We start from the raw sequence: 20,569 nt of genomic DNA, 5'->3' as shown, positions 1-20,569 counted from the left end.
TCCGGCAGCAACGGGGCCACCACCCACGGACGAAGGAGAACCCATGGCCACACTGATGACTGCCCCTGAGCTGCACCAGCGCCTTGAAGCAGGAGAGCGGACCATACTCCTGGACGTACGGTGGGTCCTTGGCCGGACCGACGGGCACGCGGGCTACCTCGAGGCCCATCTTCCGGGGGCGGTCTTCGTGGATCTCCCGACGGAACTGGCGGACCACGCCACGCCCGGACGTGGTCGCCATCCGTTGCCCCCGCCGGACCGCTTCCAGCAGTCGGCCCGCCGTTGGGGGATCAACGACGGCGACACCGTAGTTGCGTACGACGACAGCGGCAGCATGGCCGCGGCCCGGGCGTGGTGGATGCTCCGCAACGCCGGGATGGATTCCGTTTACCTGCTCGACGGCGGCCTGTCCGCCTGGCGCTCACATGGTTACCACGTGGAGGCTGGCGAGGTGGGTCCCGCCGTCGGGAGTGTTTCCCTGGGCGATGGCCTCATGCCGTCCATCACTGAGCAGGAAGCGGCGCAATGGAGCCGCGATGGATTGTTGCTCGATGCCCGGGCAGGGGAGCGGTACAAAGGCGAGGTGGAGCCCATCGATCCCCGGGCCGGTCACATTCCCGGCGCCTTGAGCGCGCCCACAACGGAAAACGTTTCGGAGGCGGGCACCTTCCTGCCCGGGGGAGAGCTGCGGCGCCGGTTCGAGGCGTTGGGCCTGGACGCATCCTCCAAGGTTGCGGTGTACTGCGGTTCCGGCGTCACCGCTTCACATGAAATCGCAGCCCTGGAGATTGCGGGCTTCAGCGCAGCGCTGTTCCCGGGTTCGTTCTCGCAATGGTCCAACAACGCGGCCAATGTCGTCGCTGTTGGAGATGCGCCTTTCGAAGACGGCACCGACGGCCCAAGTAGCATGAGCCGGGCCGACGGGAGTAGCGTCGAAGCATGAATCCTGGACGTCCTGTGCCCCCACCCCTCGCGAAGACCATCTCTTTGGACACCACCGGTTCCGGACCCTCCACTGGAGTGTTGGCTGCGGCATACGGCGCCACCTCGGCGGTGAGCGGACTCGTGCCCCTGACGGTGGCCCGCCGTGAGCCTGGTGAAGACGACGTGGAGATCGCCATCGAATTCTGTGGCCTGTGCCACTCTGACGTGCACGCAACGCGGGGCGAATGGCGGGAACCCCCGTATCCGCTGGTTCCCGGTCACGAAATTGTTGGCCACGTGACCCGGGTGGGATCCGCCGTGGAGGACTTCGCTACCGGAGACCGTGTTGGCGTGGGCTGCATGGTGGATTCGTGCAGGGAATGCGACAGCTGCCTTGAAGGCCTGGAGCAGTACTGCGAGCGTGGCAACGTCGGGACCTACGGGGCGGCCGATCCCCGGCACGCAGACGCCATTACGCAGGGTGGATACTCGACGTCGGTAGTGGTGGACAAGCGCTTCGTGCTCCGGGTGCCAGAGGCCCTGGACCCGGCTGCGGCCGCCCCGCTCCTGTGTGCAGGGATCACCACCTACTCGCCTCTGAGGTATTTCGATGTTGAAGAAGGCGACGCCGTTGGCGTGGTGGGGCTGGGCGGCCTGGGCCATATGGCCGTCAAGCTCGCCAAGGCCATGGGGGCAGAAGTCACGGTGTTCACCACCTCTGAGTCCAAGTTTGACGCCGCACGGGAACTTGGAGCCGACCACGTAGTGCTGTCCAAGGATGCCGACGCGATGGAAGCCGCCAACCGCAGCATCGACGTCATTATTGATACCGTCGCCGCTCCACACGATCTCAACCCCTACTTCCGCACCCTGCGGCTGGACGGCGCGCTCTTCCAACTCGGACTTCCTGCCGACGACATGCCTCCGGTCAGCCCTGGCCTGCTCATCCGCCGGCGCCTCGCCTACGCGGGTTCCCTGATTGGCGGCATCGAGGAGACGCAGGAAATGCTGGACTTCTGCGCCGAGCACGGCGTGGCCAGCGACATCGAGATTGTTGGCGCCGGGCAATTGAACGATGCCTACGACCGCATGGTGGCCGGCGACGTGAAGTACCGTTTTGTGCTGGACACCGCAACACTTCAGGAACCCTCCGAAAGGGCAGACGCATGACCACTTTGTTCACCAGGATCATCAACGGGGAGATCCCGGGCCGCTTCGTGTGGAAAGACGAGGAAGTGGTGGCATTCCTGACCATTGCCCCTCTGACCCAAGGCCACACACTGGTGGTTCCGCGGGCGGAAGTCGATTCCTGGACGCATGCCACGCCGGAGCTGCTGGCCAAGGTCATGGATGTTGCCCAGAGCATCGGCAAGGTGCAGGAAGGGCTTTTCGATGCCAGGCGCGTCGGCGTCCTGATGGAGGGCTTTGAGGTGGACCACCTGCATGTTCACGTCTGGCCTGCCTATTCCACAGCAGACTTTGAGATCCACAATGTCGATCACAACCCGGACCCTGCGGTAATGGACGCAACCGCCGTCAAGCTGCGGGCAGCGCTTCGTTCGGCCGGACACGGAGACGCTGTTCCGGAAGACTGACTCCAGGAACGAATTAACCCGGCGGTGCTGTACAGGCACCGCCGGGTTTTCTTGTTCTGCGCGTGGCTAGGCCGGGGCCAGTGCCTGGTTCAGGGCTGTGCGGATGCGCTTCTCCGAAACCGAATATGCCGTGCCTAGTTCCACCGCGAAGAGGCTCACCCTCAGCTCCTCGATCATCCAGCGCACCCGGGTTAACTCCGCGCCGACCCGGCGTCCCGGGAGCAGCGCCGACACGGCGTCGTCGTAGTCGTCCTCCAACGCCTGCACAATGCCCATGTTCAGGCTGTCCCGCTGCACGTTGCCTGGGAGCTTCTCCAGGCGTTTCTCAATGGCCTGAAGGTACCGCGGCAACTGGCTTAACTGTGCGTAGCCCGTCTGTGCCACAAAACCGGGGAAGACCAGCTGCTCCAACTGGCTCTTCATGTCATTGAGGGCGCTGATGAGGGGCAGGCTGGCGTTGGACTTCAGAGCTTTCTGGATGCGTCGCGTACTTGCCAGGATGCGTTCGACGACGGCCGTCACCGTGAAGACGGTATCGATCAGTTCTGCCCTGACTACTTCGTACAGGGCATCGAAGGACTCCCTGTCCCAGGGCAGTTCCCCGGGCACCAGTTTGTCGATGGCAGCCAATGCGCAGTCCGCAATCAGGGCGCTCACCGAACCGTGGGGGTTCTGGCTGAAAGTGAGTTTTTCGGTGTTGCTCAAGTGTTCCAGGACGTAACGGTCAGGGGACGGAATCCGCAGGGCCAGCAGCCGGATGACGCCGCTTCGCATGGCGGCTTCCTGCTCTGCCTTGCTTTGGAACACCCGCAGGGCCACTGACGTGCCTTCGTCCATCACTGCGGGGAACCCCGTGACGGCATGGCCCTTTACCGTGCGGCTGACCTGGCGATCCACCGTGCCGAAATCCCACTCGATGATGCCGGTCCGTTCTGCCACCGTGCCTTCATCTGGTGCCGGGGTAGCGGATGCCGGCGTCGCTTGCGCGCCGCTTCCCTTGCCGCTTGGGGCACGCAGCGTGGTCGCGGGCGTGGCACCCAGTGATTCGGCGATGGCGCGGCGGGTGGCCGGTGCCAGCTTTTCCTGCAGTTCGGCAAGGTCCTTGCCCTCGTCCAGGACCTTCCCCTTGCTGTCCACCACTTTGAAGCTGACGCGCAAATGGGGAGGTACCGCATCCCAGTTCCATGAGCCGGGCGGAATGATGTGCCCCCTGAGCCGGCGCAGGACCAATTCCAGGGAAGGCTCCAGCTCGTCAATGGCGGGATCGAAGTCCGCTTCCAACGCCGCGGTGGCCTGCCTGGCGACATCAGGTGCCGGCACAAAGTTCTTCCGTACCTGCCTTGGAAGAGACTTGATGAGCGCAGTCACCAGCTCCACCCGCTGGCCCGGAATCTGCCAGCGGAACGGGGCGTCGTCCAGCTGGTTGAGGAAAAGAACCGGAACTTCGGCGGTGACGCCATCGGACGGATTGGGAGCAGACCCAGGTGCCACAGGGTGGAACTCGTAGCTCAGGGGGAGCTCGAAGCCCTTATGAAGCCACGTTTTCGGATACGCGGAGTCATCCAGTGCGTCGGCGTCTTCGCTCATCAAAAGGGATTGATCGAAGTCCAGCAAGTACGGATCCGACTGGCGGGCGTCCTTCCACCACTTATCAAAGTGCCTCTCGGAGACCACGTCCTTGCCCACGCGTGCGTCATAGAATTCGAAGAGCGTCTGGTCATCAACCAGGATGTCGCGCCGCCGCATGCGGGTTTCGAGCTCTTCGATTTCCTGCAGGAGGGCCCGGTTGCGATGGAAGAACTTGTGATGCGTTTTCCACTCGCCTTCCACCAGCGCATGGCGGATGAACAATTCCCGGGAGAGCTCGGGATCGATGCGCCCGTAATTTATCCGGCGGTTCGGAATGATGGGCACTCCGTAGAGCGTCACCTTCTCATGGGCCAGCACGGCACCTTGGCGGGAAGACCAGTGCGGCTCGCTGTAGGAACGCTTCACCAGATCAGGGGCTACCTGCTCGGCCCACAAAGGATCGAACTTGGCGGCAACGCGGGCCCAAAGCCTGCTGGTCTCCACCAGCTCTGCGGCCATGACGAAGGTGGGCGACTTCTTGAACAAGGCCGAACCAGGGAAGATCGCAAAACGGCTGCCGCGGGCACCGGCGTATTCGCGCTTGCGCTCATCAAGCAGTCCGATGTGGCTGAGCAGTCCCGAAAGCAAGCTGATGTGGATGCCTTCGTAGTTCCCCACGGGGTCGGCTTCGCGTTTGTTGTCCAGTGCGATGCCCAGGGGTTTGGCCAACTGCCGGAGCTGCGTGAAAAGGTCCTGCCACTCGCGCACGCGCAGGTAGTTGATGAACTCATTGCGGCACAGTTTGCGGAACTGGGTGGAGGACAGCTCGCGCTGTTTCTCCTGGATGTAGTTCCAGAGGTTGAGGAATCCGGTGAAGTCCGAGATCTCGTCGCGGAAACGGGCATGCTTTTCGGCGGCAAGCTGTTGCTTGTCAGTCGGACGTTCCCGAGGATCCTGAATGGTCAGTGCAGCAGCGAGGATCATGACTTCGCGGACGCATCCCCGTTTTCCCGCCTCCACGATCATGCGGCCAAGCCGGGGATCGACGGGAAGCTGGGCGAGTTTCTGCCCGACGGCGGTGAGTCCACCGCCGCTGCGGCCGTTGCCCCGGGCGTCAGGGGACTTTGCCGGGCTTAAGGCGCCGAGTTCGCGCAGCAGCGTCACGCCGTCGTTGATGGCCCTGGTTTCCGGAGGTTCCACAAACGGGAAGTCCTCAACGTCCTTGGGTCCGCGGGCAACTCCCATGGCCGTCATCTGCAGGATGACGGCCGCGAGGTTGGTCCGGAGGATTTCCGGGTCCGTGAACTGAGGGCGCGACTCGAAGTCTTCCTCCGAGTACAAGCGGATCGCGATGCCCTCCGACACGCGGCCGCAACGCCCTGAACGCTGGTTGGCCGATGCCTGCGAAACGCGTTCGATCGGCAGGCGTTGGACCTTGGTCCGGTGGGAGTAGCGGGAGATGCGTGCCGTACCGGTGTCGATCACATACTTGATACCCGGGACGGTGAGCGAGGTTTCTGCCACGTTGGTGGCCAGGATGATGCGCCGTTTGCCCCCGGGATTGAAGACACGGTGTTGCTCTTGGAGGCTCAACCGGGCAAAGAGGGGAAGTACCTCGGTGCCTGCAAGGCGCCGGTTGCTTTGGATGCGGCCGTTGATGGCTTCGGCGGCGTCGCGGATTTCGCGCTCGCCGGAGAAGAAGATGAGAATGTCTCCCGGCGCTTCCTTGGCGAGCTCGTCCACGGCATCGCAGACGGCGTCCAGGGGGTCGCGGTCCTCTTCGAGCTCGTCGTCGGAGCTTTCATCGTCCGCGTCCGCCGGCTGTGAAAGCGGGCGGTAGCGGATCTCCACCGGGTAGGTGCGGCCGGAAACCTCAATGATGGGTGCAGGCTCTTCATCACTGCCGAAGTGCTTGGCGAAGCGCTGGGGATCAATGGTTGCCGAGGTAATGATGATCTTCAGGTCCGGACGCTGCGGCAGGATGCGCTTGAGGTAGCCCAGGATGAAGTCGATGTTGAGGCTTCGCTCGTGGGCTTCGTCAATGATGATGGTGCTGTATTTCCTGAGCAGCTTGTCGCGCTGGATCTCGGCGAGCAGGATGCCGTCCGTCATCAGCTTGATCTTGGTGGATGCGCTGACTTCGCCGGTGAAACGGACCTGGAAGCCCACTTCCTGGCCGATCTCCACGTCGAGTTCGGAGGCGATGCGTTCGGCGACTGTGCGGGCCGCCAGGCGGCGCGGCTGCGTATGCCCGATCAGGCCCTTGTCACCCAGGCCAAGTTCGAGGCACATCTTGGGGATCTGTGTGGTCTTGCCCGAACCTGTCTCGCCGGCAATGATGGTCACCTGGTTTGCGGCGATGGCCGCCATCAGATCCTCGCGGCGCTCGGATACGGGCAGCTCTGCGGGGTAGGAAATTTGAAGTGTCATGGCTGCTGCCAGTCTACTGTGGCTGGGGTCCGGCGTCCGCAGCGACAACTTCGGTGCCGGTTTCAGGTCCGGCGGCAGCACTGAGCCGGCGCGAGAGGTGCAGTGCAAAGGAGCGGAATTCCTCAGGTTCGAGAATCTCGAAGTCCAGGTCCAGCGCAGCGAGGTAGGCTGCCGGCGCTGACAGGTTGTCCCATCCGGACCGCAGAATGGTTGCCTCCGGTCCGTCGGCGGTCAGCGTCGCGTACTGGGAACTGACGACGGCGGCTACCTCGGCGAGCGGGGCGCGGAGCCGCACTACGACGTCGAACCTGTAGGGGGAGCGGGTGATCGATTGCTGAACGTACGCTGCCAGATCTTCTGCCGGCAACGGACGGGGAGTGTACTTTTTCCGTTCGCTCGGCAGCGAGGCAAATCTGTCTGCCCTGAACGTTCGCCAGTCCTCACGCTCCACGTCCCAGGCAACCAGGTACCAGCGGCGACCCGTGTCCACCAGCCGGTACGGTTCCACCAGCCTGCGCGAGGCTTCGCCATCGGACCTGACGTACTCAAAGGAAATCTGGCGCCGATCCGATATTGCGGCCGAGACCACAGTCAGTTGCTGGGGATCGACGCTGGCCGCGTTGCTGGGAAGCGTCGTGACTGCTGCCTTGAGCATGGCGAACTTGGGACGGAGCCTGGAAGGAAGAACCTGCTCCACCTTGGCCAGGGCGCGGACAGATGCTTCACCGATCCCTGCCACAGGCCCGGCAGCCACGGAGTTGAGGCCCAAAGCCACTGCCAGGGCTTCGTTGTCGTCCAGAAGCAGTGGCGGCAATTGGGCACCGGCACCCAGTTGGTAGCCGCCTGCAATGCCGGGGGAGGCGTGTATGGGGTATCCCAGATTGCGCAATTTGTCGATGTCCCGGCGCACTGTGCGCTCAGTGACTCCCATGCGGTGGGCAAGGGCAGGGCCGGTCCATTCCCGGCGGACCTGCAACAGTGACAGCAGCTGCAGTAGCCGGGCGGAGGTTTGGATCATGCAAGTGAATCTAGCCCATGCCCCACCGTGGAGGAGGCCAATTACACAGAGGGGCGCCCGCCGGTTGAAGGATTCCTGCAGTGATCCTTGAACTGACGGGCGCCGATTGGATGTGACGGGCTGACCTTGCAGCGGGTTGGCATGCCCTAGTAGATGCGTGGATTCCAGTACGGTCCGCTCGGCGCCTCGAAGGCGCTCCAAGGTTCCGTTGAAGTGACGGGCGGGTTGTGGCCGCGGCCGTCTTTCAACAGTGCTGAGACGGTGGCTGCGACGGCGGTGATGAGGACGATGAAGAGGATGATTCCGAAGATTTCCATGTCTCCAGATTGCTCCTCTGCAAGCACAAGAAACAGTGGCAGAAATGCCCCATTTAGACAATTTTCTGCCACACTGTAGGTATGTTGAAATCGGTGGCAGTGATCGTGGTTCCGGACTTCTCCGTGTTCGAATTCGGGACGGCATTTGAGGTTTTCGGCATCGACAGATCCGACCGTGATGCCGGAGTCCCGGCCTTTGACTTCCGCGTTGTTACCCCGGAACCGGGGGAGGTCCGCATGAAATCGGGGCTTTCGCTGCACGTCAACCTGGGGCTCGAGGCGGCCGCAGATGCCGACCTCGTGATCATGGCGCCGTTTGGCCGGGATAAAGAAGTTCCTGAATCGGTGCTCGAAGCCTTGCGGGCGGCGCATGCCAGGGGAGCATGGGTGATGTCCATCTGCTCAGGAGCGTATGCGCTCGCCCGGGCAGGATTGCTGGATGGGCGGCGTGCTACTACGCACTGGCACTACTCCCAGGACCTGGCGAGCCGGTATCCATCCGTGATCGTGGATGAGAACGTCCTCTATGTACAGGACGGCACCATCATCACCAGCGCAGGCACGGCCGCGGGCATAGATGCGTGCCTCCACCTTGTCCGCGTAGAGCTTGGCGCCCACGTGGCTGCGGCCATCGCACGCGACATGGTGGTACCACCGCACCGGGACGGCGGCCAGGCCCAGTTCATCGACCGGCCCATGCCCACGTGCGGATCGGCGCCCATGGAGGCGCTGCTGCGGTGGATGGTGGAACACCTCGACGAGGAACACAGCGTCAACGAGTTGGCCGCGCGGCTTCACATGTCACCGCGCACCTTCGCCCGGCGCTTCCGGGCCGAAACCGGGACCACCCCAGCGGCGTGGCTCAATTCCCAGCGGGTGCTCCGGGCACAGGAACTGTTGGAAACCACTGAACTGAACATTGACGAAGTTGCCCGCGAGGCCGGATTCGGGCACTCGGTTCTTCTGCGCCACCACTTCGCCAAAGTGCTCGACACGAGCCCCCAGAGCTACCGGCGGGCTTTTCGAGGGCAACTGGCCGAAGCCATCTGAGCCGGCGATTTCGCAATGCCCGGCGATTTCGCTGTGACCTGGCTAGCGGCGTTGACCGGTGGTTCCCCGCGACTCGGAGCCTTCGGCTTTGGCGCACTCGATCAGTTCCTGCCATGGTCCGGTGACTGCACGGTCCGGCAGGGTGGCGCGGCGTTGTCCGGCCCGGATCGAGTACATGAATCGGTCCGGTTCGTTTACCGCCCGCGCCTGGCCTTTAGCTTCATCCCAAGGGCAGGCCTCGACGATCGGCAGCCATCGTTCCTTTTCATCGGGTGATACGGCTTCCACGCTCCAGACACGTGTCATCGCGGCGATTCCTCCACTGCGTTGAACCGTTATTTTCATGACTGGCTGCTTTTCGTTCTACCCCTGCGACGTCAGCCGCTGGGCGGTCCGGATGCAGCGCGTCCGGCCCGCCGCGTGACTAAACCTTGACCTTCACAGTGTCCCACGCCTTCCGGACGGCGTCATGCTCTGGAGAGCCGCCGCCGAAGAGTTCCCCGGCCGTTGCCAGCGTTGTCCTGGCAAACTTTCCGAAGGTGCACGTAGCGGGAAGCGCCCCGCTGGTCAGGGTCCCGTACCAAATCTGGCCCGGTGCCTCCCAGGCCTTGCCGCCAAGCTCTGCGGCCACCAAATAGAAAGCCCGGTTCGGAATGCCTGAGTTGATGTGCACGCCTCCGTTGTCCGCACTGGTGCGGACGTAACTGTCCATGGAGTCCGGCTGGGGGTCTTTGCCCAGGATGTCGTCGTCGTACGCCGTGCCAGGAGCCTTCATGGAACGGAGGGCCGCTCCCTGGACCTGGTCGGTGAACAAGCCCTGCCCGATCAACCAACTGGCCTGCTCCACGGACTCCTGCTTGATGTACTGCTCCACCAGGACGCCGAACACGTCCGACATCGACTCGTTAAGAGCGCCGGCCTGGTTGCGGTAGGCCAGGTTGGCTGTGTACTGAGTGACACCATGGGCCAGTTCGTGTCCGATGACGCTGACGGATTTTGTGAACCTCTGGAAGATTTGTCCGTCCCCGTCTCCGAAGACCATTTGGCTGCCGTTCCAAAATGCATTGTCGTAGAGCTTTCCGTAATGGACCGTGGCATCCAGCGGCAGGCCGGCGTCGTCAATGGAATCCCGCCCGAAAACTTCGCCGTACAAACGGTGGGTCCCACCGAGGCCGTCATACGCTTCGTCGGCCGCGGCGTCCCCCACGGGAGCTGCGCCTTCCTTCCGGACCAGCTGACCAGGGAGCTCCTCCGTGGTGCGGGCGTCGAAGATGGTCCGCTTGGGCGGCCCGGGCTTGGCCTGGCGGGCGCTGGGCGGTGCCGCGGGAACGGGTGCCGTCCGGATGGCCTGCAGGCCCTTGATGTGCAGCAGGGACTCCTTTGCTGCACGGGCAACCGCCCGGAGCCGGGGTTCGTTTTGGGCGGCAATCCTGCGCAGCATGTACGGCGGGACGATGGAACACATCACGGCAAACCCCTTTTGCTATCGGAAAGACCAACTGGGATCAGCCTAGGAGCAGGGCCGGACAATTTTGCGTCATGGTCACGGCAAGCCCGTAAGTGATAGTCGGTAGCCGGCATGCAGAAAACCCCGCCAGCAGCACTGGCGGGGTTTTCGTTGTGCCCTCGATAGGATTCGAACCTACGGCCTTCTGCTCCGGAGGCAGACGCTCTATCCCCTGAGCTACGAGGGCATCCAGGGTATCCCTCCGTTGCCGGTGGGACGTCCTAGAGCTTAGCAGCCACGGCGCCGCAAATGAAAACTGCAACGCGGGGTCACTTCTGGCCCGTCGTGACTCCCACCATCGGCCGGGTGCCCCCGCGTTGCTTCAGTACCCGGCGAACGAGTCCACATGGACCCGTCGGGCCCCTGCGCCACGTGCCGCAGACCGCAGGGAATCAACGCTGGCGGGCGAGCCGGAGACGAATACTTCCCTGTCCGCAATGTCCGGAACCAGTTCTTTGAGGCGCGCCGCATCGATTCTGGAGGTACCGGCGTCGCGCATGAACCCGGGGGGAGTGGAACCGTCGGCAAGCCGGGCAATCACTGAAGCTCCGGAAGCTTCCAGCTGTTCCTCCCAGGCCATGTCGTCACGGCCCTTGGCCAGATAAAGCACCACGGTGTCGCGGGCGGTGCCATCGGCCGCCAGCTGCGACAAGAAAGGCGTGATCCCAATACCGGCGGCGATCAGCAGGACCGGCTTGCCGGCGTCGTGCGGCAGAAGGAAGTCCCCGCCCACGGCAGTGGCGGAAACGTTATCCCCTGGCTGAAGGGCGAGCAGTGCTTTCTTGGCAGTCGACAAAGGCCCGGCAGTCCCCACGCCAAAAGTCACCTCGGGGGCGCCGGGAGCGCTGGTGATGCTGAAAACCCGGCGGCGGCCCCGTCCATCCGAACGCGAATGCGGCAGGTTCAGCTCCATGAACTGGCCTGCGGCAAAACGGACTGGTCGCACGGGTTCGAAACGGAATTCCGTGCTCCCCGGTGTCAGGACCCGTGAGCCTTTGAACGTCAGTTCCACCCCGCCACGTTGGCCCAGGAAGAAAGCGATGAGATTGCCCAGCAGCAGCGCCAGTTCCGGGGAATTGGCCACGAAACCGAAGTTGTAGGGAACCGCAAAGACAAGACCCACGACGCCGGCAAGCGCCAGCTGCTGCCAGCGGCGGGGAGGAAGGGTGAGCGGCTCGGACAACATGAAGCCCACGAAGAACAGAAGGGGCCGTTGGGCCAGGGCCTGCCACAAAGCCTGACCGAAAGTCATGCTCCGACCCACAAGCTCAAGGGTGATGATGCCCGTAGCGACCGTCAGGAATACCGTCGCCATGAGCAGTTTGCGGGTGCGGTACAGGACCAGCAGAACGCCCGGCACCAGCAACCACAGCATCGCAGGAGTCGCAGCCCACCACGTGGCGATGTTCAGTCCGGTCAGGCCGGTGATGAATGCGCCTGCGGCGGCTGGATTGAAGATGTGCCTGCCACGGAAGGCCAGAGCGTACTTGGATGCACTCGCCAGAACGCATGCCAGCGCCACACCCGCCATGTCGGTGAGCCCGAAAGCCGGCCAGAACAGGAAGTAGAGAAGCAAAGCCGTAATGAGCGAAGACTCCGTGTGCGGCTTGACGCCGAACACTGCGGCAAGCAAACGGTTCGATCCATATGTAACACCCAGGCACAGGAGCAAATGGACCAGCATCTCAGGAAGGCCGAAGGTCAGCCAACCCAGGATATTGAGGACCATGCTGTACACCACCAGCACCCCAAGTACCCACAGGATCAAGCGGTACATGGTGAAGCGGCCCAACCAGGTGTCAACGCGCGACTTGACGGCAATCATGTGAACAGTCTCCCCTCAAAACCGGTCGAAAACGTGGCACTGCCCGCAGAAGAGACCTTGAGCCACGAGAAGTCGAATTCCTTTTCAAGCGGTGCAGGATCCACCATGAACAACGCCGTGGCCAGTCCGTCTGCGACAAGTGCGCTCGCAGCCATGGTCCACGTGGCCACAGTGGTGAGGACCGGCTTGCCGGTGGTGCCGTCCAGGACATGGTGCAGGCCGTCATCCCATGCCCGTCGGTTGGACGCAGAAGCGCACAGCGCCGCGTTGTCCAGTTCGACGGTCCCAATGGCTTGTCGCGGGTTGTACGGGTGCTCCAAGGCGACGGTAACGGGATGGGCTCCCGCATGCAGCATGTCGCCGCTGCCATCCACCAGGAAGTCATCCAGGCCTGCTCCCCGGAGTATCCCTCCCAGGAGGTCCACCAGTTGGCCCTTGCCGGCCGCGCCGATGTCCAGCACCAATGGTTCCCTGGCGGTCATCGCCGTGCCTGCCCAGTCAAGGACATCCTCCCAGCGGGGTGGTGCCTGGGCTGCCCCCAGCGGGGTGAGGGAGTAGTTGGCGTCGTAGCCCAGCCTTTCCAGGCTGCTTCCGATCAGAGGGGTCATTGCGCCATCGCTCAGGCGGTATGTCAGGGCATAAAGTTCCTCAAGCGCGGCGGCGTGCTCCGGCAACGTGATGCTGCCCGCGCCGCGGGAGAGGCGGGACACCAAGGAATCGGACCTGAAGCGCGACCACGTTTTGTCGTACGCTTCGACGGCCGCAAGCAACTCGCCGGTGAGAACGGGAGCCAGCTGATCCGGCGTCGAAATTTCCCACCGCGTGCCTATCCCGTCGAAGCTGAAGGTGCTCCAGCCCGGATGCGGCATGACCTCTACTTGGCCTTGGACTTGATCTGTTCGAGGGCGTCGTTGAACCCCCCGGAGGTGAGGGACGAGCCGGCCACCTTGGACACCTTGAGCTCGTCAACGTCCTTCCCGACAATCTGTGCGGCGATGCCGCTGGCAAACTCACCTTGGAACTTCTTGGTGTTGGGGTTGGAGGGGTGGACTGTGATGTTCACCGCTGAGACCTTGTCTGCAGCCAGCGTCAGCTCCACGCCCACCGTTTCCTGCCCATTCGGTGACGTGTAGGTTCCATCCGCACTGTAGGTACCGTCCTTGTACGTTGCAGCCCCGGTGGAAGCAATGGCGGACGAGCCGGTGGCCGAAGGGCTGCCTGTCGAGGCCTGGCCGCCCTCCTGCGTGGCTGGGGCTTGTGTGGCAGGCGCTTGGGTGCCGGGTGCTTGGGTGCTGGGTGCGCATGCAGCGGCTGTTCCCGCGATGGAGAGGCCGGCAATGCCAACATAGATGCTCTTGCGGAGTGGCGTAGTCATGATTCTGCTCGTTTCAACTGGACAAGTTCAACCGGAAGTATTTCGTCGTGGGGCCCGTGGCCAGGGCACCGGCAGGACCCGCGATAAGGGGTCAGGTCAGCGTCCATGTTCTTCACAACGTTGAAATCAGCGTAATGGTTCAGTCTGTGGCAGCTGCCAGCAGTCCCTGTGTGCCGGCTGTGTCGGAATTGTCCACATACGGGTCCTCCAATTCCGCGACTTTGCGGGCCACCGGTAGGCTAGATCCGTGACTCCCGATGAACTCTCTGCTGCCATATCCGCCTGCCTTAAGGTCGCTGTCTCCACTGGCGAAATCGCCCTGACGGAATCTGCCGTGCCCGACGCCGTGCGCGTGGAGCGACCCAAGAACCGGGATCATGGTGATTGGGCCACCAACATCGCCCTGCAGCTGTCCAAGCAGGCCGGGATGAATCCGCGTGAATTTGCAGGCATCCTGAGCAACCACCTCCAGGGCATTCCTGGTGTAGCCGGAGTGGAAATCGCCGGACCGGGCTTCCTGAACATCACCGTGGATGCCGCGACGGCTGGAACCCTGGCGAAGACAATCGTTGAGGCCGGATCCGCGTACGGTACCAACCAGGCGCTCGCGGGCCGTGTGGTCAATATGGAATTCGTCTCCGCAAACCCCACGGGTCCGTTGCACATTGGCCACACGCGCTGGGCGGCCCTTGGCGACGCCATCGCCCGTGTCCTGCGGGCATCAGGCGCCGACGTCACGGCTGAGTACTACATCAATGACGCCGGCTCCCAGATGAACGTCTTTGCCAACTCCGTGCTCTCCCGCCTTCACGGCCGTGGCGTTCCGGAGGGAGGCTACCCGGGCGAGTACATCCGGGAGCTCGGCGACGAGGTCCTCAAGGCCCACCCTGACATCCGTGAACTGACGGATGAGGCTGCCCTGCCGGTAATCCGCGCTGCCGCTTACGAGGCCCAGATGGCGGATATCAAAACCACGCTGGCCGAGTTCGGCGTCGAGTTTGACGTCTTCTTCTCCGAGAAGGAACTGCACGACGCCGGAGCGATCGAGTCTGCCGTTGCGCGCCTTCGCGAACAAGGGCACGTCTTCGACGACGGCGGTGCGGTTTGGCTGCGCACCACCGACTTCGGCGACGACAAAGACCGCGTCATGATCCGCGCCAACGGCGAACCTACCTACTTCGCCGCAGACGCCGCCTACTACCTGTCCAAAAAGGACCGCGGGTTTACGGAGAAGATCTACCTCCTCGGCGCCGACCACCACGGATACATCAACCGACTGAAAGCCATTGCGGCTTGCGCAGGCGACGACCCCGAGGTCAATATCGAGGTCCTCATTGGTCAGCTGGTGTCCGTGAATGGCGCAAAGCTGTCCAAGCGCGCGGGCAACATCATCGAGCTCAAGGACCTTATTTCCTGGCTCGGCAAGGACGCTGTCCGTTACTCCCTGGCGCGTTTCCCGGCCGATTCTCCGCTGACACTGGACCCGGAGCTGCTCAAGAAGAACAGCAACGAGAACCCCGTCTTCTATGTGCAGTACGCGCATGCAAGGTCACGAGGCACTGCCCGCAATGCAATCGAGGCAGGCGTGGACCGTTCCGTGTTCGATGCCTCGCTCCTGGACCACGCCACTGAGAATGAGCTGCTCTCCTACTTGGGCAGCTACCCCTCCATCGTGGCCAAGGCTGCCGAACTGCGCGAGCCACACCGTGTTGCCCGCCACCTCGAGGTCATCGCCGGCGCCTACCACCGCTGGTATGACGCGTGCCGCGTGTCCCCGCAAGGCGATGAGCCTGTCCAGGACGTGAACCGGACGCGCTTGTGGTTGAACGACGCCACCAGCCAGGTACTTGCGAACGGACTCGAACTGCTCGGCGTTTCGGCGCCGGAACGGATGTAGCAAAATGACCACAGATTCCAGCCACGCTTCTCCTCTCGCACCGGAATGGTTGGCCCTCCCGGAAGACCTCAACGCCCTTCAATCGCCCATGTGGGCGGCCGGGGTGGAGAAGAACGACGCCGGTGAAGTCGCCATCGACGGTATCTCCGTCAAGGAACTCAAGGAACAGTTCGGGACTCCGTTGTTCGTCATGAGCGAGTCGGACTTCCGCTCCCGGGCCCGGGCGTTCAAAGACGCCTTCGACGCTGCCTTTGCGGACATTTGCGGGGGAGTGGATGTCTACTACGCCGGCAAATCGTTCCTGTGCACGGCAGTTGCCAGCTGGGTGGCAGAGGAAGGACTCCGTCTGGACACGTGTTCCGGCGGTGAACTCGCAGTCGCTGCCCGTGCCGGGATCGAAGGACGGAACCTGGGCCTGCACGGCAACAACAAGTCGGACGCCGAACTCAACCGTGCACTGGACATGCGCGTTGGCAGGATCGTGGTGGACAGCCTGGACGAGCTCGAACGCGTAGCCAAGATCGCCTCCAGCCGCGGCGAAACCGCCAAGGTCATGCTGCGTCTCACTCCCGGCGTCCATGCCCATACACATGAATTCATTGCCACGGCCCACGAGGACCAGAAGTTCGGCCTCTCCATGGCCGAAGACTCCACTGAGGAAGCAGGCCTGTCTGCTGCCGAGGAAGCAGTGGCAGCAGCAACGTCCTATTCGAGCATTGAGCTCCTGGGCCTGCACTGCCACATCGGATCGCAAATCTTCGAGCCCGACGGTTTTGCCGTGGCAGGGGAGAAGCTTCTGCGGTTCCTCTCGGCCATGCAGAGCAAGTACTCCATCGTCCTGCCCGAACTGGACCTGGGCGGGGGCTACGGAATCGCCTACACCCCGGTGGATACTCCGCGTCCGCCGGCCGAGATCGCGGAGGCGATGGCCGCCGTCGTGCGTTCCACCTGCGCTGAGCTGGGGATCGCCGCGCCGCGCATCTCCATCGAACCTGGACGTGCGATCGTGGGCAGCACCACGTTTACCCTCTACGAAGTCGGCACCCTCAAAACTGTTCGCGTGGATGCTCCCGGCGGTGACGCAGAGCAGGAGAACGTTACGTATCCGCGCCGCTATGTGTCGGTCGACGGTGGAATGAGCGACAACGCCCGTCCGGTGCTGTACGACGCGGATTATTCGGCAATTCTGGCTTCCCGCAGTTCCACCGTGGCTCCGCAGCTGTCCCGAGTAGTGGGCAAACATTGCGAGAGCGGCGACATAGTTGTTAGAGATGTATATCTGCCCGCGGACGTGGCAGCCGGTGATTTGCTCGCAGTACCGGGTACCGGCGCCTACTGCTGGGCCCTCTCCAGCAACTACAACTACCTGGCCCGGCCTGGCGTTGTCGCTGTTCGCGACGGAGCTGCCCGGCTGATTGTCCGCGGGGAAACCGAAGAAGATCTCTTGAACCGCGACATGGGAGTGGCGAATGTCTGAAGTGCGAACCTTGAAAGTGGCCCTGCTGGGCTGTGGCAACGTTGGGGCCCAGGTCGCGCGGATTCTGATTGACGACGCCGAGGCACTTGCCGCCCGCAGCGGTGCCCGCCTGGAACTGTCCGGCATCGCTGTCCGCACCATCGATTCCCCGCGCGACGTCGAACTGCCGCGCGAGCTGTTCACCACGGATGCGGACACCTTGGTCAAGGACGCCGACCTGGTTATCGAACTCATGGGCGGAATCGAGCCTGCCCGTTCGTTGATCCTCACCGCAATCCAGAACGGTGCCTGCGTGGTCACCGGCAACAAGGCCCTGCTGGCCCAGGACGGACCCACCCTCTACGAAGAGGCTGATAAAGCCGGAGTCCAGCTGTCCTACGAGGCCGCTGTCGCCGGCGCCATCCCCATCCTTCGTCCCATCCGCGACAGCCTGTCCGGCGACCGGATCACGCGCGTGCTGGGCATCGTCAATGGCACCACCAACTTCATCCTGGACCAGATGGACAGCACCGGCGCGCAGTTTGCCGACGCCCTGGCCGAAGCCCAGCGGTTGGGCTACGCCGAAGCGGACCCGACAGCTGATGTTGAAGGGCATGACGCCGCCGCGAAGGCTGCCATCCTGGCGTCGCTTTCGTTCCACACGCGTTTCTCCCTGGACGATGTCTACTGTGAAGGCATCACCAAGGTCAGCGCCGAGGACATCGCCTCCGCCAAGGAAGCCGGCTTCGTCATCAAGCTGCTCGCGATCGCCGAGAAGATCGACTCTTCGGACCACGGCAGCGGGATTTCGGTGCGGGTCCACCCCACGCTGCTCCCGCGCGAGCACCCTCTGGCTGCCGTCCGCGGCGCTTTCAACGCAGTGTTCATCGAGGCTGAAAACGCCGGCGAGCTGATGTTCTACGGCCAAGGCGCCGGCGGTACCCCTACGGCTTCCGCGGTGCTCGGCGATCTCGTCTCCGCCGCCCGACGCCTGGTTCTGGGCGGCCCGGGCCGTACCGAGACCACCACCGGCCACGTTCCGGCGCTCACCATCGACGCCTCCGATACGAGCTACTACATCGGCCTGGATGTCGCTGACCAGGCAGGCGTCCTTGCCCGGATTGCCCATATCTTTGCGGAAAACGGCGTTTCCATCGAAATCATGCGTCAAACGATCCATCGCGACTCTGCCTCAAATGTTGAGTCGGCCGAGCTGAAAATCGTGACGCACCGTGCATCCGAAGCTGCACTCGCAGCAACCGTTGAGGCCGTCAAAGGCCTCGACGTCATCAATTCCGTCACATCCGTACTGCGGGTAGAAGGGGTCTAAGTGGCTCACCAATGGCGCGGAGTAATCCGCGAGTATGCTGATCGTTTGCCTGTAACGGAAGCCACGAAGGTCATCACCCTCGGCGAGGGCGGCACTCCACTGGTTCACGCGCAGAAGCTGTCCGAGCTGACCGGATCAGAGGTCTACCTCAAAGTCGAAGGCATGAACCCCACGGGTTCCTTCAAGGACCGCGGCATGACGATGGCCATGACGGCTGCTGTCGAAGCCGGGGCCAAAGCGGTAGTTTGCGCCTCCACGGGAAACACCTCCGCATCGGCCGCTGCCTATGCCACGGCCGCAGGACTGAAATGTGCTGTGCTGGTTCCCGAAGGCAAGATTTCCATGGGCAAGCTGAGCCAGGCCATCGCCCACGGTGCCACGTTGCTGCAGGTCGATGGCAACTTCGACAACTGCCTCGACATCGCCCGCAAACTCGGTGAGTCCTACCCGGTGTTCCTGGTGAACTCGGTCAATCCTGCCCGCATCCAGGGCCAGAAGACCGGTGCCTTCGAGGTTGTGGATTCTTTGGGCGACGCCCCGGACATCCACGTCCTTCCTGTCGGCAACGCAGGGAACATCAGCGCGTACTGGAAGGGCTACAAGGAGTACGCCGCGCCGTTTGAGACCTCCAACGGTACGCTTCCGGCGGTTTCCACCAAGACCCCCACCATGTGGGGCTTCCAGGCCGCCGGCGCAGCCCCCTTCGTTGCCGGCCACCCCATCACGGAGCCTGACACGATCGCAACTGCCATCCGCATCGGCAACCCGGCTTCATGGGACACAGCCGTGGCGGCACGTGACGAATCCGGCGGACTCATTGAAGCCGTCACCGATGACGAAATCCTGGACGCCCACCGCTGGTTGTCGTCCAAGGAAGGCGTCTTCGTTGAGCCCGGCTCGGCTGCCGGCGTCGCTGGCTTGATCAAGAAGCACGCAGCAGGCCAGGTGCCTTCGGGCAAAACCATCGTCATCACTGTCACCGGGCACGGACTGAAGGATCCCCAGTGGGCTCTCCGGACCGAAGACGGCAGCGACGTCCAGCCCGTCAAGGTGCCGAACGACGTCGTCACCGTTGCAGCAGAACTGGGACTGGAAGAAAACTAAGAGTGGAATCAACACAGCCCACCGCGACTGATCGGATACTCGTCGCGGCAGGCCAACGGCTGACCGTCAAGGTCCCTGGTACGAGTGCCAACCTGGGCCCGGGCTACGACAGCCTGGGCCTGGCCCTCTCCATCTACGACACCTTGACGGTGGAAACCCTCACCACCGGAGAGCTTGAGTTCGAGCTCTCCGGTGAGGGTGCCGACACCCTTCCCCGCGATGCCACCCACCTCGTAGTGCGCGCCATCGATCTTGCCCTGGAGCGCCTGGGTTTCCAGCACACCGGCCTGCGGATCACCGCGGACAACGTCAACCCCCACGGGCGGGGTCTGGGTTCCTCTGCTTCTGCAGTGGTCGCCGCAGTCACGGCTGCGAACGCACTCGTGCCGCAGGAGGCCCAGCAGGACAGCCAGTGGATCCTGCAGCTGACCAGCGAGATGGAAGGCCACCCGGACAACGTCGCACCTGCGATTTTCGGCGGACTGGCGCTGTCGTGGCAGGACAGCGAGCAGTACAGCAGCACCCGCGCGGAGGTAGCGTCATCTGTCACCCCTGTGGTGGCTGTACCGGATTACGAGCTGTCCACCGAGACGGCGCGTGGGCTGCTCCCGGCATCGGTAGGCCATCACGCGGCTGCGATGAATTCCGGACGCGCCGCTTTGTTGATCCACGCGCTCACGGCAGAACCAGGACTGCTGCTGCCGGGTACGGAAGATTACCTTCACCAGAGCTACCGTGCCCAGGCCATGCGACCCAGCGCCGACCTCATTGCGGCCCTCCGGGCAGCAGGGCACGCCGCCGTTGTCTCGGGCGCCGGGCCAACGGTGATGGTACTTGCCAACGGTGCAGACGACGCTGCCGCAGCAACTGATTTCATCCATTCGTTTACTGCAGCCAACACACCCGACGTTGGTTGGCGTGTGATGACGCTGGCTGTTGACGTTCTAGGTGCTAGAGTGGAAGTGCACCGCCGGTAAAGCCGCGGGCAGTTCCCTGATTTTGGACTTCGGTGTTTCGCCGTACCTTTCGTCAACTGTGCCAACGTTGGTGGTGTCGTCTCTTTCCGGCCTGCATCAGGTGCCGCAGAACTCTCTGTTTCCTGAATTTCAGGCTGGCTGTCCGGGTAACCGGATCCAGTGAAGGCGATCAGTATCCGGCCCTGTTGGCCACAA

General features: G+C 63.2%; 17 protein-coding genes and 1 tRNA gene. 9 read left to right on the top strand and 9 right to left on the bottom strand.

Going from position 1 to position 20,569, the window contains the following annotated elements; translation table 11 throughout:
* Positions 1-43: 43 nt before the first annotated feature.
* From IEY62_RS00975 to IEY62_RS00965, 3 genes are read left to right on the top strand one after another with little or no spacing between them, the layout of a single operon-like run.
* Positions 44-943, top strand: a complete 900-nt coding sequence (locus IEY62_RS00975) for a sulfurtransferase (protein ID WP_189013133.1) — start codon at positions 44-46, stop codon at positions 941-943.
* Positions 940-2,094, top strand: coding sequence for an NAD(P)-dependent alcohol dehydrogenase (locus tag IEY62_RS00970; protein ID WP_308424472.1), 1,155 nt, complete (start codon positions 940-942; stop codon positions 2,092-2,094). Before IEY62_RS00975 ends, IEY62_RS00970 begins: the two co-directional genes overlap by 4 nt.
* Positions 2,091-2,519, top strand: a complete 429-nt coding sequence (locus IEY62_RS00965; protein WP_189013131.1) for an HIT family protein — start codon at positions 2,091-2,093, stop codon at positions 2,517-2,519. The genes IEY62_RS00970 and IEY62_RS00965 overlap by 4 nt, the downstream gene beginning before the upstream one ends.
* Positions 2,520-2,585: 66 nt before the next feature.
* On the opposite strand, the gene hrpA is transcribed toward IEY62_RS00965, so the two are convergent.
* The 3 genes from hrpA to IEY62_RS00950 form a co-directional block, all read right to left on the bottom strand.
* Complete coding sequence (gene hrpA / locus IEY62_RS00960) at positions 2,586-6,518, bottom strand: ATP-dependent RNA helicase HrpA (protein WP_189013128.1); 3,933 nt, start codon at positions 6,516-6,518, stop codon at positions 2,586-2,588.
* A gap of 13 nt (positions 6,519-6,531) precedes the next feature.
* Positions 6,532-7,536, bottom strand: coding sequence for a helix-turn-helix transcriptional regulator (locus tag IEY62_RS00955; protein WP_189013126.1), 1,005 nt, complete (start codon positions 7,534-7,536; stop codon positions 6,532-6,534).
* Positions 7,537-7,682: 146 nt separating this feature from the next.
* Entirely contained in the window at positions 7,683-7,853 is a 171-nt protein-coding gene (locus tag IEY62_RS00950) for a hypothetical protein (RefSeq protein WP_189013124.1), read from the bottom strand.
* An 81-nt stretch (positions 7,854-7,934) separates the two neighbouring features.
* Here IEY62_RS00950 and IEY62_RS00945 point away from each other — a divergent pair, with 81 nt between their 5' ends.
* Complete coding sequence (locus IEY62_RS00945; protein ID WP_189013122.1) at positions 7,935-8,903, top strand: GlxA family transcriptional regulator; 969 nt, start codon at positions 7,935-7,937, stop codon at positions 8,901-8,903.
* Between the two features lie 42 nt (positions 8,904-8,945).
* On the opposite strand, the gene IEY62_RS00940 is transcribed toward IEY62_RS00945, so the two are convergent.
* From IEY62_RS00940 to IEY62_RS00915, 6 genes are all read right to left on the bottom strand, one after another.
* Complete coding sequence (locus IEY62_RS00940; protein ID WP_189013120.1) at positions 8,946-9,248, bottom strand: protealysin inhibitor emfourin; 303 nt, start codon at positions 9,246-9,248, stop codon at positions 8,946-8,948.
* Positions 9,249-9,327: 79 nt separating this feature from the next.
* Entirely contained in the window at positions 9,328-10,368 is a 1,041-nt protein-coding gene (locus IEY62_RS00935) for a M4 family metallopeptidase (RefSeq protein WP_189014346.1), read from the bottom strand.
* Between the two features lie 156 nt (positions 10,369-10,524).
* A tRNA-Arg gene (locus IEY62_RS00930) sits at positions 10,525-10,597 on the bottom strand.
* Between the two features lie 135 nt (positions 10,598-10,732).
* Positions 10,733-12,235: an FAD-dependent oxidoreductase gene (locus IEY62_RS00925; protein WP_189013118.1), complete on the bottom strand. Its 1,503-nt coding sequence runs from the start codon at positions 12,233-12,235 to the stop codon at positions 10,733-10,735.
* The gene (locus IEY62_RS00920) at positions 12,232-13,104 is read right to left on the bottom strand and encodes an FAD:protein FMN transferase (RefSeq protein ID WP_189013116.1); all 873 of its coding nucleotides are present in this window, start codon (positions 13,102-13,104) and stop codon (positions 12,232-12,234) included. The genes IEY62_RS00925 and IEY62_RS00920 overlap by 4 nt, the downstream gene beginning before the upstream one ends.
* A gap of 5 nt (positions 13,105-13,109) precedes the next feature.
* Complete coding sequence (locus IEY62_RS00915) at positions 13,110-13,610, bottom strand: FMN-binding protein (protein WP_189013114.1); 501 nt, start codon at positions 13,608-13,610, stop codon at positions 13,110-13,112.
* Between the two features lie 247 nt (positions 13,611-13,857).
* On the opposite strand from IEY62_RS00915, the gene argS reads away from it, so the two are divergent.
* From argS to thrB, 5 genes are read left to right on the top strand one after another with little or no spacing between them, the layout of a single operon-like run.
* A complete protein-coding gene (gene argS / locus IEY62_RS00910; protein ID WP_189013112.1) occupies positions 13,858-15,507 on the top strand; it encodes an arginine--tRNA ligase in 1,650 nt (549 codons plus the stop codon).
* A gap of 4 nt (positions 15,508-15,511) precedes the next feature.
* A complete protein-coding gene (lysA, locus tag IEY62_RS00905) occupies positions 15,512-16,984 on the top strand; it encodes a diaminopimelate decarboxylase (protein WP_189013110.1) in 1,473 nt (490 codons plus the stop codon).
* Entirely contained in the window at positions 16,977-18,293 is a 1,317-nt protein-coding gene (locus IEY62_RS00900) for a homoserine dehydrogenase (protein ID WP_055972109.1), read from the top strand. The genes lysA and IEY62_RS00900 overlap by 8 nt, the downstream gene beginning before the upstream one ends.
* On the top strand, positions 18,294-19,397 hold the full coding sequence (gene thrC / locus IEY62_RS00895) for a threonine synthase (protein WP_189013108.1): 1,104 nt from the start codon (positions 18,294-18,296) through the stop codon (positions 19,395-19,397).
* 2 nt (positions 19,398-19,399) lie between these two features.
* Positions 19,400-20,374 carry a homoserine kinase gene (gene thrB, locus IEY62_RS00890; RefSeq protein WP_189013106.1) on the top strand — a complete coding sequence of 325 codons (975 nt, stop codon included), beginning with the start codon at positions 19,400-19,402 and terminating at the stop codon, positions 20,372-20,374.
* The last annotated feature ends 195 nt before the right edge of the window (positions 20,375-20,569 follow it).

Source organism: Paenarthrobacter histidinolovorans, from assembly GCF_014647595.1.
Lineage (GTDB): Bacteria > Actinomycetota > Actinomycetes > Actinomycetales > Micrococcaceae > Arthrobacter > Arthrobacter histidinolovorans.
This window is presented reverse-complemented; position numbering and strand designations above follow the sequence as displayed.

What these genes read in the sequence shown, in the direction of transcription:
- IEY62_RS00975 (WP_189013133.1), top strand. Translation starts at nt 44, where the DNA reads ATGGCCACACTGATGACTGCCCCTGAGCTGCACCAGCGCCTTGAAGCA.
- IEY62_RS00915 (WP_189013114.1), bottom strand. Translation starts at nt 13,610, where the DNA reads ATGACTACGCCACTCCGCAAGAGCATCTATGTTGGCATTGCCGGCCTC.
- hrpA (WP_189013128.1), bottom strand. Translation starts at nt 6,518, where the DNA reads ATGACACTTCAAATTTCCTACCCCGCAGAGCTGCCCGTATCCGAGCGC.
- IEY62_RS00900 (WP_055972109.1), top strand. Translation starts at nt 16,977, where the DNA reads ATGTCTGAAGTGCGAACCTTGAAAGTGGCCCTGCTGGGCTGTGGCAAC.
- IEY62_RS00935 (WP_189014346.1), bottom strand. Translation starts at nt 10,368, where the DNA reads ATGTGTTCCATCGTCCCGCCGTACATGCTGCGCAGGATTGCCGCCCAA.
- IEY62_RS00945 (WP_189013122.1), top strand. Translation starts at nt 7,935, where the DNA reads ATGTTGAAATCGGTGGCAGTGATCGTGGTTCCGGACTTCTCCGTGTTC.
- IEY62_RS00925 (WP_189013118.1), bottom strand. Translation starts at nt 12,235, where the DNA reads ATGATTGCCGTCAAGTCGCGCGTTGACACCTGGTTGGGCCGCTTCACC.
- lysA (WP_189013110.1), top strand. Translation starts at nt 15,512, where the DNA reads ATGACCACAGATTCCAGCCACGCTTCTCCTCTCGCACCGGAATGGTTG.
- IEY62_RS00965 (WP_189013131.1), top strand. Translation starts at nt 2,091, where the DNA reads ATGACCACTTTGTTCACCAGGATCATCAACGGGGAGATCCCGGGCCGC.
- IEY62_RS00940 (WP_189013120.1), bottom strand. Translation starts at nt 9,248, where the DNA reads ATGAAAATAACGGTTCAACGCAGTGGAGGAATCGCCGCGATGACACGT.
- IEY62_RS00920 (WP_189013116.1), bottom strand. Translation starts at nt 13,104, where the DNA reads ATGCCGCATCCGGGCTGGAGCACCTTCAGCTTCGACGGGATAGGCACG.
- IEY62_RS00955 (WP_189013126.1), bottom strand. Translation starts at nt 7,536, where the DNA reads ATGATCCAAACCTCCGCCCGGCTACTGCAGCTGCTGTCACTGTTGCAG.
- IEY62_RS00950 (WP_189013124.1), bottom strand. Translation starts at nt 7,853, where the DNA reads ATGGAAATCTTCGGAATCATCCTCTTCATCGTCCTCATCACCGCCGTC.
- IEY62_RS00970 (WP_308424472.1), top strand. Translation starts at nt 940, where the DNA reads ATGAATCCTGGACGTCCTGTGCCCCCACCCCTCGCGAAGACCATCTCT.